Genomic DNA, 11,281 nt, shown 5'->3' with positions numbered 1-11,281 from the left:
GACACTCCGGCATGCGTAGGTTAGGCAGCTTGTGTGGAGTAAGTCTCGTCCGCAGGACGGATCAGCGACGCCGACGGGTCCGCCCGGTACGTGCCGCCTTCGCTCGCTTGGCGGCGAAGCGGACACCACCGGGGCTCTCCCCGACCTCCACGCGCACGACCGTGGACAGCGGGTCCACGATGCCCTCGCCCACATGAAGGATCGACGTCTCGACGGCACCGAGCTTGCTCAGAGCCGTCGCTGCGGCCTTCAGCTCCTCCTCAGCGGTGTCGCCCTTCAGGGCGAGCATCTCTCCGTACGGACGCAGCAAGGGAATGCCCCAGGTGGCCAGCCGGTCCAGCGGAGCCACGGCCCTTGCCGTCACCACGTGGACGGGCTGCAACTTGCCCATGACCTCCTCGGCGCGACCGCGCACCACCGTCACATGGTCCAGGCCCAGCAGCTCGACGACTTCGGTGAGGAAGTTGGTCCGCCGCAGCAGAGGCTCCAGCAGCGTGATCTTCAGATCCTCCCGGACCAGGGCCAGGGGGATGCCCGGCAGCCCGGCCCCCGAACCGACATCGCAGACGGTCACGCTCTCCGGTACGACCTCCGAGAGCACGGCACAGTTCAGGATGTGCCGTTCCCACAGGCGGGGCACCTCGCGCGGACCGATGAGACCACGCTGCACACCCGCGTCGGCGAGCAGCTCGGCGTATCGGACCGCATCCTCGAAGCGATCACCGAACACCTCACGCGCCTCCTCGGGCGCAGGGGGAAGCTCCGCTGCCTCCGTCACGGGGGACCGTCCTTCCGTACCGCAAGAGCGCATGGAGCGCTGACCATCGGGACCACCAGAACTACAGGACTATCAGGCTGACAAAATTCGGCCCCGTCTGCTCAACAGACGGGGCCGGTGGAACGTAGGAACCGCTCAGGCGGGAAGCACGACGACGAAGCGCTGCGGCTCCTCGCCCTCGGACTCGCTGCGCAGTCCCGCGGCCTTGACGGCGTCGTGCACGACCTTGCGCTCGAACGGGGTCATCGGGTGGAGCTTCACCGGCTCGCCGGTGTTCTTCACGTCGGCCGCGGTCTTGGCACCCAGCTCGGAGAGCTCGGTGCGCTTCTTGGCGCGGTAGCCGGCGATGTCCAGCATCAGTCGGCTGCGGTCCCCGGTCTCCCGGTGCACGGCGAGGCGGGTGAGCTCCTGGAGCGCTTCCAGCACCTCACCGTCACGGCCGACGAGCTTCTGCAGGTCGCGTCCGCCGCTGTCGCTGATGATCGACACAGCGGCACGGTCGGCCTCGACATCCATGTCGATATCGCCGTCGAGATCGGCGATGTCCAGCAGACCCTCAAGGTAGTCCGCCGCGATCTCGCCCTCCTGCTCCAGGCGGGACAGGGTGTCTGCACCCTCGGCAGCGGCGGAGGTGGTGGTGCCTTCCGTCACGGGATGGACTCCTTCTTACTTCTTGGACGGGGACTTGGGCCGCTGCGGGCCCTTGCGCTGTCCGGACTGGGCCCTGCTGCGGGTACCGCCGGCGGGCTTCGGGGCGGCCTTCTTGGCAGCGGTGGCGGGCTTGGCGTCCTCGGGCTCGTCCGACTTGCTCAGCGAGGTCTTCGGCTCGGCCTCGTCGGCCGTGTCGTCGGCCGGCTTCGCACCGGTGGACTGGCGCTGGGACTTGGTCTGCCGCTTGGGCTGCTGGCGCCGGGGAGTGGTCGTGGTGGGCGTTCCGTCCTCGGACTCCACCGGGCTCTCGCCCTTCACCACAGTCCCGTCGGCCTGGGCCACGAGGCCCACCTTGGTGAGGCTGTTGATGAACTTGCGCTCGAACTCGTTGCGCTCGCGGCCCTTGGAGACGATCGCCTTGACGATGGCCTTCTCGCCCCGGCTGCGGGTCTTCTCGTGGTGCGTGACGTGCTTGGTCAGGCGCTCCAGGTAGGCGGCCTGGGCCTTGGAACCCGGGGTCGGGTTGTTGCGGATGACGTACATCTGCTGGCCCATGGTCCACACGTTGGTGGTCAGCCAGTAGACGAGGACGCCGACCGGGAAGTTGATGCCGAAGATGGCGAACATGACGGGGAAGACGTACATCAGCATCTTCTGCTGCTGCATGAACGGCGTCTTCACCGTGGTGTCGACGTTCTTCGTCATCAGCTGGCGCTGCGTGTAGAACTGCGACGCCGACATCAGCACGATCATGATCGCGGTGACGACCCGGACGTCGGTCAGCGTGGCACCGAGCGCCTCGACCTTGCTGCTGCTGTCCGTGAACTTCGCGGCCAGCGGGGCACCGAAGATGTGCGCCTTACGCGCGCTGGCGAGCAGCGAGTCGTTGATGACGCCGATCGTCGAGCCCGTCGCGATGCCGTTGAGCACGTGGTACAGGGCGAAGAAGAACGGGGACTGCGCCAGGATGGGAAGGCACGAGGAGAGCGGGTTGGTACCCGACTCCTTGTACAGCTTCATCATCTCTTCGGACTGACGCTGCTTGTCGTTCTTGTAGCGTTCCTGGATCTTCTTCATCTCGGGCTGCAAGGTCTGCATGGCCCGGGTCGCCTTGATCTGCTTCACGAAGAGCGGGATCAGACAGATGCGGATCAGGATCACCAGGGACACGATGGACAGGCCCCAGGCCCAGCCCGTGTCGGGACCGAAAACCTTCCCGTACACCGAGTGGAACTGGACGATGACCCAGGAAACGGGTGTCGTGATGAAGCTGAAAAGACTGGCAATCGTGTCCACTAATCATGCTCCTTGGGCATGGGACGGTGTCTCTGCGGCCGGGCTCGAAGGACTCAGCCCTTCAGTGGCCGTTTCGGCGGCGGAGGTCCCGCCCTTGTCTGCGCGCCGTGCGCCCCGCAGCATCTCGTGCCACCTCGGCCGCTTGCGCGGCGGGACATGGTCCACACCGCCGAGCGACCACGGATTGCACCGCAGGATGCGCCAAGCCGTGAGCGCGGTGCCCTTGATCGCGCCGTGCCGGTCGATGGCCGTATAGCCGTAGTGGGAGCACGACGGGTAGTACTTGCACACCGGCCCCAGCAGTGGACTGATCGTCCACTGGTACAGCTTGATCAGTGCCAGTAGCGGGTACTTCATCGCGCGCCCCCTCCCAGCAGCCGCTGAACGGCGGCATCCAGGTCTTGGGCCAGCTGTGCATGGTCGGCGTCGCCCGCTCCGGGCAGCGCTCGTACGACTACCAGGCTACCGGGGGGAAACAGAGCGACTCGCTCACGCATCAGATGGCGAAGTCTGCGCTTCACCTTGTTGCGCACCACGGCGCCGCCCACAGCCTTGCTGACGACGAAACCCGCACGCGTCGGGGGAGCGCTCTCCCCTGGCGCGTGCGGGTCCGTGACACCGCTACGAAAGTGGACGACGAGAAGCGGGCGGCCGGCCCGGCGACCCCGTCGTACCGCGGTCGCGAAGTCTTCGCGCCGCCTCAGCCGATGCTCGGTAGGCAGCACGACGTCATGACCTGATCGGGATCAGGCGGACAGGCTGGCGCGACCCTTGCCACGACGGTTCGCGAGAATCGCGCGACCGGCACGGGTACGCATCCGCAGGCGGAAGCCGTGGGTCTTGGCCCGACGACGGTTGTTCGGCTGGAAGGTGCGCTTGCTCACGAGGGGGCTCCAGAAATAAATCGGTGGTTGCGGGTGCCGTCCTGGCTGTCACCGTGCGCCCACGAGTAGCTCGCAGTAACGCCCGAGTGCACCGCTGACCGATCACCCAACGCGATCTGTGCCCATCGGAGGCAGGCGGCAGCAGCCATCGACAACTCGACCTGGTCACGGTACGCGGGGCTACGCCATCCGGTCAAACCAGCGGTCACAGCGAGACACTATCCACAGGCTGGGGACAACAACTTGAACCGCACCCGTCGCCCTGACTACCGTGGCTGGACTCTGATTCGTTCCTTTGTCCCCCGCCCCGACACCTTTTTCCCCCGCGTCCCACCCGATTTACATCCCGTCCCGTCCGCGAACCACACGTTCGTGGGACCCGTGAGAGAGCGTGCCCTGTGGCTGACGTACCTGCCGATCTTGCCGCAGTGTGGCCACGAGTGCTGGAGCAACTTCTCGGTGAGGGGCGTGGGCAGGGTGTCGAGACCAAGGACGAGCACTGGATCCGGCGCTGCCAGCCCCTGGCACTCGTCGCGGACACCGCACTGCTCGCCGTACCGAACGAGTTTGCGAAGGGCGTGCTCGAAGGCCGCCTCGCCCCGATCGTCAGCGAGACGCTGAGCCGCGAGTGCGGCCGGCCGATCCGTATCGCGATCACCGTCGACGACTCCGCGGGCGAGCCCCCGGGCCCGCCGACGCCCCCCGCCCCGCCCCAGCGCCGCTACGAGGAACCCGAGCAGAACCGGGACCCGTACGAGGGCGGCTACGGCCGTCATCGCGCCGAACCGCTGCCGGGCGGCCCCGGCGACCAGTTGCCCACCGCCCGCCCCGCCTACCCGTCGGAGTACCAGCGGCCCGAGCCCGGCGCCTGGCCGCGGCCGTCGCAGGACGACTACGGCTGGCAGCAGCAGCGGCTCGGCTTCCCCGAGCGCGATCCGTACGCGTCACCGTCCCAGGACCAGTACGCGCCGCCCGCGCCGGACCAGTACGGCCCGCCGTCCTCGGACCAGTACGGCACCCCTTCGAAGGACCAGTACGGCGCGCCGCCCCAGGACGCCTACCAGCCGCAGCAGGACCAGTACGCCCCGCCGGCTCAGGACTACCGCCCGCAGTCGATGGAGCGTCCGTCGTACGAGCAGCAGCGCGCGGAGTACGAGCAGTCGCGGGCCGAGTACGAGCAGTCCCGCGCGGAGTACAACCAGCGCGACGCGCGCCGCGATCTGTCCGACTCCCGCCCGTCGTCGAACTCCGGCCATGTGCACCGCGGCGGCCCGGGGTCGCCCGGTCCGCTGGGCTCGAAGCCCGCGCCGGCGGCCGGTCCGGGTGAGCCGACCGCGCGCCTGAACCCGAAGTACCTCTTCGACACGTTCGTCATCGGCGCCTCCAACCGCTTCGCGCACGCCGCCGCGGTCGCTGTGGCCGAGGCGCCCGCGAAGGCGTACAACCCCCTGTTCATCTACGGGGAGTCGGGGCTCGGCAAGACGCACCTGCTGCACGCGATCGGGCACTACGCGCGAAGCCTGTACCCCGGCACGCGCGTGCGGTACGTCAGCTCCGAGGAGTTCACCAACGAGTTCATCAACTCCATCCGCGACGGCAAGGGCGACAGCTTCCGCAAGCGGTACCGCGAGATGGACATCCTCCTTGTCGACGACATCCAGTTCCTCGCGGACAAGGAGTCGACGCAGGAGGAGTTCTTCCACACGTTCAACACGCTCCACAACGCGAACAAGCAGATCGTGCTCTCCAGCGACCGGCCGCCCAGGCAGCTGGTCACGCTGGAGGACCGGCTGCGGAACCGTTTCGAGTGGGGCCTGACCACCGACGTCCAGCCGCCCGAGCTGGAGACCCGTATCGCCATCCTTCGTAAGAAGGCGGTGCAGGAGCAGCTCAACGCCCCACCGGAGGTGCTGGAGTTCATCGCCTCCCGCATCTCGCGCAACATCCGCGAGCTGGAGGGGGCGCTGATCCGGGTGACGGCGTTCGCGTCGCTCAACCGGCAGCCGGTGGACCTCGGTCTCACCGAGATCGTCCTCAAGGACCTCATCCCCGGTGGCGAGGACTCGACCCCGGAGATCACCGCGTCGGCGATCATGGGGGCGACCGCCGACTACTTCGGCATCACGGTCGAGGACCTGTGCGGCAGTTCGCGCGGACGCCAGCTGGTCACGGCCCGGCAGATCGCCATGTACGTGTGCCGCGAACTGACCGATCTCTCCCTGCCGAAGATCGGCGCGCAGTTCGGCGGTCGCGACCACACCACCGTCATGCACGCGGACCGCAAGATCCGCGCCCTCATGGCCGAGCGCCGCTCCATCTACAACCAGGTCACGGAACTGACCAACCGCATCAAGAACGGCTGACAGCCGCGGAGTCACTCCTCCGACCGCAGTGGCTCTACGACATCGAAGGGCGCCCCGGGTCTTCTCCCGGGGCGCCCTTCGACTTTCCGCGACAGCCCACGGAGGGGACGTAACGGATTGCCAGGGACGCCCCGCGAAGCGGTCGAGTCGAAGCCGCGCCCGAGGACGCCGAAGCCGATCCGAAGCCGACGCGGAGCCCGCCCGAAGCCTGCCTGGCGCCCGCCCGAAGCTTGCCTGGCGCCCATCCGGAGCCGTTCCGGAGAGGGTTCGCCGCCTCCGCGCAGCCACCCATCCACCACCCGCTGTTCGAATACCCGCCGGGTTACGGCCGCCCTCCACAGATTTGGGGACTTTCTTCCGTCCACATCCTGGGGACTGCGAAGTTGTCCAGAACGTGTCCACAGGCCTCGCGGGTGAGAGACCATCAGTCCAGGTCAGGTGCTTGTGGATTCGTGGACAAAAGATCTCCACAGGCTGTGGATGAATCCGTGATCCACAGGCTGGGGACGGAGTTGTCCACCGACAACCCACAGGCTGGGGCCGGTTGTCCCCAGCGATCCCCAGCTTCTCCACACCGCTGTCCACTGTTCGGCAACGCGACGCGCCACCTCACCGTGTCGAGTGAAAGGCGTCACACGAAGGTGCCGGGTTGGGCTGTGGGAAAGGTGGGTAAAGCTGGGGACGGCGCTGGGGAGAAGTGGCCCTCGGCTGTGCATGGGGTGTGCAGAACTTTCCGTTCTCCACAGAAACCCGAGGTTGTCCACCGTCGTCACCCACAGGACCAGTGGACAAAATTCCCGCTCTGAGCTGGGAAAACGGGGTTATCCACGGTATCCACAGCCCCTACTACTACTAGCGACTAGAGAGAGCTGGGAAACCGTTTCGAAGCGGGGCCTGTGCACAACTCGCGCTTCGTCGCCCGACCGCCCCTCGTCACGACTTGACCCCGAGAGGCACCTACTGTCAGTGCGGTGCGTCAGACTGTTCCCCGTTGTCCTTCCCCTCACAGGGACCGACGACACCGAGACAGACGACGAAGCCAGGCAGGCCTAGAAGCGCCGGCAACAGCAGGAGGCGGCAACAGTGAAGATCCGGGTGGAACGCGACGTACTCGCGGAGGCAGTTGCCTGGGCGGCACGCAGCCTCCCGGCCCGTCCGCCGGCGCCGGTCCTCGCCGGCCTCCTGCTGAAGTCCGAGGAGGGGCAGCTGAGCCTGTCCAGCTTCGACTACGAGGTCTCCGCGCGCGTGTCGGTCGACGCGGAGGTCGAGGAGGAGGGCACCGTCCTCGTCTCCGGCCGGCTGCTCGCCGACATCTGCCGCGCCCTCCCCAACCGGCCGGTGGAGATTTCCACAGACGGTGTACGGGCGACGGTGGTCTGCGGCTCGTCCCGCTTCACCCTGCACACACTGCCTGTGGAGGAGTACCCGGCGCTGCCGCAGATGCCGGGCGCGACCGGCACCGTCCCCGGTGAGGTGTTCGCCTCGGCCGCCGCCCAGGTGGCCATCGCCGCCGGGCGCGACGACACGCTGCCCGTCCTCACCGGTGTGCGCATCGAGATCGAGGGCGACACGGTGACGCTGGCGTCCACCGACCGCTACCGCTTCGCGGTCCGCGAGTTCCTGTGGAAGCCGGAGAACCCGGAGGCGTCCGCGGTCGCCCTGGTGCCCGCCAAGACGCTCCTGGACACCGCCAAGGCGCTCACGAGCGGCGACAGCGTGATCCTGGCGCTCTCCGGCTCGGGCGCGGGCGAGGGCCTCATCGGCTTCGAGGGCGCCGGTCGCCGTACGACGACCCGTCTCCTGGAGGGTGACCTCCCGAAGTACCGCTCGCTGTTCCCCACGGAGTTCAACTCCATCGCGGTGATCGAGACCGCCCCCTTCGTGGAGGCCGTCAAGCGCGTGGCCCTGGTTGCCGAGCGCAACACCCCGGTGCGGCTGAGCTTCGAGCAGGGCGTGCTGATCCTGGAGGCCGGTTCCAGCGACGACGCACAGGCTGTGGAGCGCGTCGACGCGCAGCTGGAGGGCGACGACGTGTCGATCGCCTTCAACCCGACGTTCCTGCTCGACGGCCTGAGCGCCATCGACTCCCCGGTGGCCCAGCTGTCCTTCACGACCTCGACCAAGCCCGCGCTGCTCAGCGGCAAGCCGGCCCTGGACGCCGAGGCGGACGAGGCCTACAAGTACCTGATCATGCCGGTCCGCCTCAGCGGCTGACCGGTGGGACGAGAACACCGCAGGTCGGGGCAGACCGCCCGGTACTTCTGAGCGCGTATGCCCACAGGTGTGCATGAGCGTCCGGGTTTAGGCTCGGACACAGGTACGCAAGTGCCCTCATGCCACGTCGCACCCTAAGGAACAACTGATGGAGCTCGGTCTCGTCGGCCTCGGCAAGATGGGCGGCAACATGCGCGAGCGCATCCGCCGCGCAGGCCACACCGTCATCGGATACGACCGCAACCCGGACCTCGCCGATGTCCACAGCCTGGGAGAGCTTGTGGACCGCCTCAAGGGCCCCCGCGTGGTGTGGGTGATGGTCCCGGCCGGTGCCGCCACCCAGTCGACCGTCGACGAGCTGGGCGAGCTCCTGGAGCCCGGTGACGTCGTCGTGGACGGCGGCAACTCGCGGTGGACGGACGACGAGAAGCACGCCGAGGAGCTGGGTGCCAAGGGCATCGGCTTCGTCGACGCGGGCGTCTCCGGCGGGGTGTGGGGCCTGAAGAACGGCTACGCCCTGATGGTCGGCGGCGACGCCGAGAACATCGCCAAGGTCCAGCCCGTCTTCGACGCCCTCAAGCCCGAGGGCGAGTTCGGCTTCGTCCACGCCGGCAAGGTCGGCGCCGGGCACTTCTCCAAGATGGTCCACAACGGCATCGAGTACGCCATGATGCAGGCCTACGCCGAGGGCTGGGAACTCCTGGAGAAGGTCCACTCCGTCACCGACGTCCGCGAGGTCTTCCGCTCCTGGCAGGAAGGCACCGTCATCCGCTCCTGGCTCCTCGACCTCGCCGTCAACGCCCTGGACGACGACGAGCACCTCGACAAGCTCAAGGGCTACGCGGAGGACTCCGGCGAGGGCCGCTGGACGGTGGAGGCCGCCATCGACAACGCCGTACCGCTGCCCGCCATCACCGCCTCCCTCTTCGCCCGCTTCGCCTCCCGCCAGGACGACTCGCCGCAGATGAAGATGATCGCGGCCCTGCGCAACCAGTTCGGCGGCCACGCCGTCGAGACCAAGTAATCCACAGATCCACGGGCCCGGGCCCGTGGATCCACAACCTGGGGGAGGTCGGCGAACGACCATGCACGTCACGCATCTGTCGCTGGCCGACTTCCGCTCCTACGCCGGGGTCGACGTCCCGCTCGACCCCGGCGTCACCGCGTTCGTGGGCCCGAACGGACAGGGCAAGACCAACCTCGTCGAGGCGATCGGCTATCTCGCCACCCTGGGCAGCCACCGCGTCTCCTCCGACGCCCCGCTGGTCCGGGTGGGCGCCGACCGCGCGATCATCCGGGCGCAGGTCCGGCAGGGCGAGCGGCAGCAACTGGTCGAGCTGGAACTGAACCCCGGCCGCGCCAACCGCGCCCGCATCAACCGGTCCTCGCAGGTCAGACCCCGTGACGTGCTGGGCATCGTACGGACTGTGCTGTTCGCGCCCGAGGATCTCGCCCTGGTGAAGGGGGATCCCGGGGAGCGACGGCGTTTTCTGGACGAGCTGATCACCGCGCGGTCGCCGCGCATGGCCGGGGTGCGGTCCGACTACGAACGGGTGCTGAAGCAGCGCAACACCCTGCTGAAATCGGCCGCGTTGGCGCGGCGGCACGGCGGGCGGTCGATGGACCTGTCCACGCTCGACGTGTGGGACCAGCATCTCGCGCGCGTGGGGGCCGAGTTGCTCGCCCAGCGGCTGGATCTGATCGCCGCGCTCCAGCCCCTCGCCGACAAGGCCTACGAGCAACTGGCGCCCGGCGGCGGCCCGGTGGCGCTGGAGTACAAGCCGTCGGCGCCCGGTGAGGCGCACACCCGCGAGGACCTCTACGAGCAGCTGATGGCGGCGATCGGCGAGGCCCGCAAGCAGGAGATCGAGCGGGGCGTCACCCTCGTAGGACCGCATCGGGACGATCTGGTCCTGAAACTCGGGCAGTTGCCGGCCAAGGGGTACGCCTCGCACGGGGAGTCCTGGTCGTACGCGCTGGCGCTGCGGCTCGCGTCGTACGACCTGCTCAGGGCCGAGGGGAACGAGCCGGTGCTCGTGCTCGACGACGTGTTCGCGGAGCTGGACACGCGCCGCCGGGAGCGGCTGGCCGAGCTGGTGGCGCCCGGCGAGCAGGTGCTGGTGACGGCGGCCGTCGACGACGACGTACCGCATGTGCTGGTGGGGACGCGGTACAGCGTGGCGGAGGGGGCGGTGGAGCGCGTATGAGCACCGACGAGCCCTCCCCGCGCCCCGCACCCGCGAAGGGCGCCGAGCCCTCCGGTGTGGACCTCGCGCGCGTGGCGCTGCGCGCCGCCAAGGAGCAGGCACGCGCGCGTGGGGACGCGGCGCAGCAGAAGAAGCAGGCGCGGCGCGGGGGCCTGCGCTCCGGCGCGCGCGCCGACGGCCGCGACCCGATGGCGCTCGGTGCCGCGATCAACCGGCTGCTGAACGAACGCGGCTGGGAGACACCGGCCGCGGTGGGCGGTGTGATGGGCCGCTGGCCGCAGATCGTCGGCGAGAACCTGGCCAAGCACTGCGTCCCGGAGCGGTACGACGAGGACGAGCGGATCCTGGTCGTGCAGTGCGACTCCACGGCCTGGGCGACCCAGCTGAGGCACCTCACGCCCACGCTCGTGGCCAGGCTGAACGAGGACCTGGGGCACGGCACCGTACGGATGATCAAGGTGCTCAACCCCGGTGGACCGGCCCGCCGCTACGGCCCGCTGCGGGCTCCCGGCAGCACGGGTCCCGGCGACACCTATGGGTGACTGACATCACAGCGCTCGCCCGCGCGGGCGACCGGACGCGGTTGCGAACGACGACCTGACCCAGGAGTAGCAAAGGGTTCATACCCGGAAGCGCTGAGTGCCGCTGTAAGCCTCTTTGAGCCCCGTTCCGCATATGGGGAGTCGGGAGAGACCGGTTGAGGGCGGCACATGAGGACTCAGGTACCGGCAAACCCCCATCACTGTCGGCGCTACCGGTAGACTGGAAGCAATCCCGCCCCACTTGTGGGACACACACCGAGCAACGCTGACTAAGGCTTACCAACGCAACACGCCGCAGCCGCTCCGGCCACCCCGCCGGGAGCCTGGCTTGTGCTGTGCCAGAAAG

The 11,281-nt window shown here is 68.5% G+C and carries 11 protein-coding genes; 5 read left to right on the top strand and 6 right to left on the bottom strand.

The window, feature by feature from the left end:
• Window positions 1-61: 61 nt before the first annotated feature.
• The 6 genes from rsmG to rpmH form a co-directional block, all read right to left on the bottom strand.
• Complete coding sequence (rsmG, locus tag ACIQPR_RS12020) at window positions 62-778, bottom strand: 16S rRNA (guanine(527)-N(7))-methyltransferase RsmG (protein ID WP_403645785.1); 717 nt, start codon at window positions 776-778, stop codon at window positions 62-64.
• 135 nt (window positions 779-913) lie between these two features.
• On the bottom strand, window positions 914-1,429 hold the full coding sequence (locus tag ACIQPR_RS12015) for a protein jag (protein ID WP_403645782.1): 516 nt from the start codon (window positions 1,427-1,429) through the stop codon (window positions 914-916).
• A 15-nt stretch (window positions 1,430-1,444) separates the two neighbouring features.
• Window positions 1,445-2,725, bottom strand: a complete 1,281-nt coding sequence (yidC, locus tag ACIQPR_RS12010; protein WP_403645779.1) for a membrane protein insertase YidC — start codon at window positions 2,723-2,725, stop codon at window positions 1,445-1,447.
• A gap of 3 nt (window positions 2,726-2,728) precedes the next feature.
• The gene (yidD, locus tag ACIQPR_RS12005; protein ID WP_019073355.1) at window positions 2,729-3,082 is read right to left on the bottom strand and encodes a membrane protein insertion efficiency factor YidD; all 354 of its coding nucleotides are present in this window, start codon (window positions 3,080-3,082) and stop codon (window positions 2,729-2,731) included.
• A complete protein-coding gene (rnpA, locus tag ACIQPR_RS12000; protein WP_403645776.1) occupies window positions 3,079-3,450 on the bottom strand; it encodes a ribonuclease P protein component in 372 nt (123 codons plus the stop codon). Before rnpA ends, yidD begins: the two co-directional genes overlap by 4 nt.
• A 21-nt stretch (window positions 3,451-3,471) precedes the next feature.
• Entirely contained in the window at window positions 3,472-3,609 is a 138-nt protein-coding gene (gene rpmH, locus ACIQPR_RS11995) for a 50S ribosomal protein L34 (RefSeq protein ID WP_006381191.1), read from the bottom strand.
• Between the two features lie 398 nt (window positions 3,610-4,007).
• Here rpmH and dnaA point away from each other — a divergent pair, with 398 nt between their 5' ends.
• The 5 genes from dnaA (at window position 4,008) to ACIQPR_RS11970 (ending at window position 10,935) form a co-directional block, all read left to right on the top strand.
• The gene (gene dnaA, locus ACIQPR_RS11990; RefSeq protein ID WP_403645773.1) at window positions 4,008-5,972 is read left to right on the top strand and encodes a chromosomal replication initiator protein DnaA; all 1,965 of its coding nucleotides are present in this window, start codon (window positions 4,008-4,010) and stop codon (window positions 5,970-5,972) included.
• A gap of 1,083 nt (window positions 5,973-7,055) precedes the next feature.
• Window positions 7,056-8,186, top strand: coding sequence for a DNA polymerase III subunit beta (dnaN, locus tag ACIQPR_RS11985; protein ID WP_403645770.1), 1,131 nt, complete (start codon window positions 7,056-7,058; stop codon window positions 8,184-8,186).
• Window positions 8,187-8,334: 148 nt separating this feature from the next.
• On the top strand, window positions 8,335-9,210 hold the full coding sequence (gene gnd / locus ACIQPR_RS11980) for a phosphogluconate dehydrogenase (NAD(+)-dependent, decarboxylating) (protein WP_403645767.1): 876 nt from the start codon (window positions 8,335-8,337) through the stop codon (window positions 9,208-9,210).
• Window positions 9,211-9,271: 61 nt separating this feature from the next.
• Window positions 9,272-10,393, top strand: a complete 1,122-nt coding sequence (recF, locus tag ACIQPR_RS11975) for a DNA replication/repair protein RecF (protein WP_403645765.1) — start codon at window positions 9,272-9,274, stop codon at window positions 10,391-10,393.
• The gene (locus ACIQPR_RS11970) at window positions 10,390-10,935 is read left to right on the top strand and encodes a DUF721 domain-containing protein (RefSeq protein WP_403645762.1); all 546 of its coding nucleotides are present in this window, start codon (window positions 10,390-10,392) and stop codon (window positions 10,933-10,935) included. Before recF ends, ACIQPR_RS11970 begins: the two co-directional genes overlap by 4 nt.
• The last annotated feature ends 346 nt before the right edge of the window (window positions 10,936-11,281 follow it).

The organism is Streptomyces sp. NPDC091280 (genome assembly GCF_044768565.1).
Classification (GTDB): Bacteria; Actinomycetota; Actinomycetes; order Streptomycetales; family Streptomycetaceae; genus Streptomyces.
The sequence above is the reverse complement of the archived record's forward strand: the minus strand, read 5'-3'. Positions and strand labels throughout refer to the sequence as shown.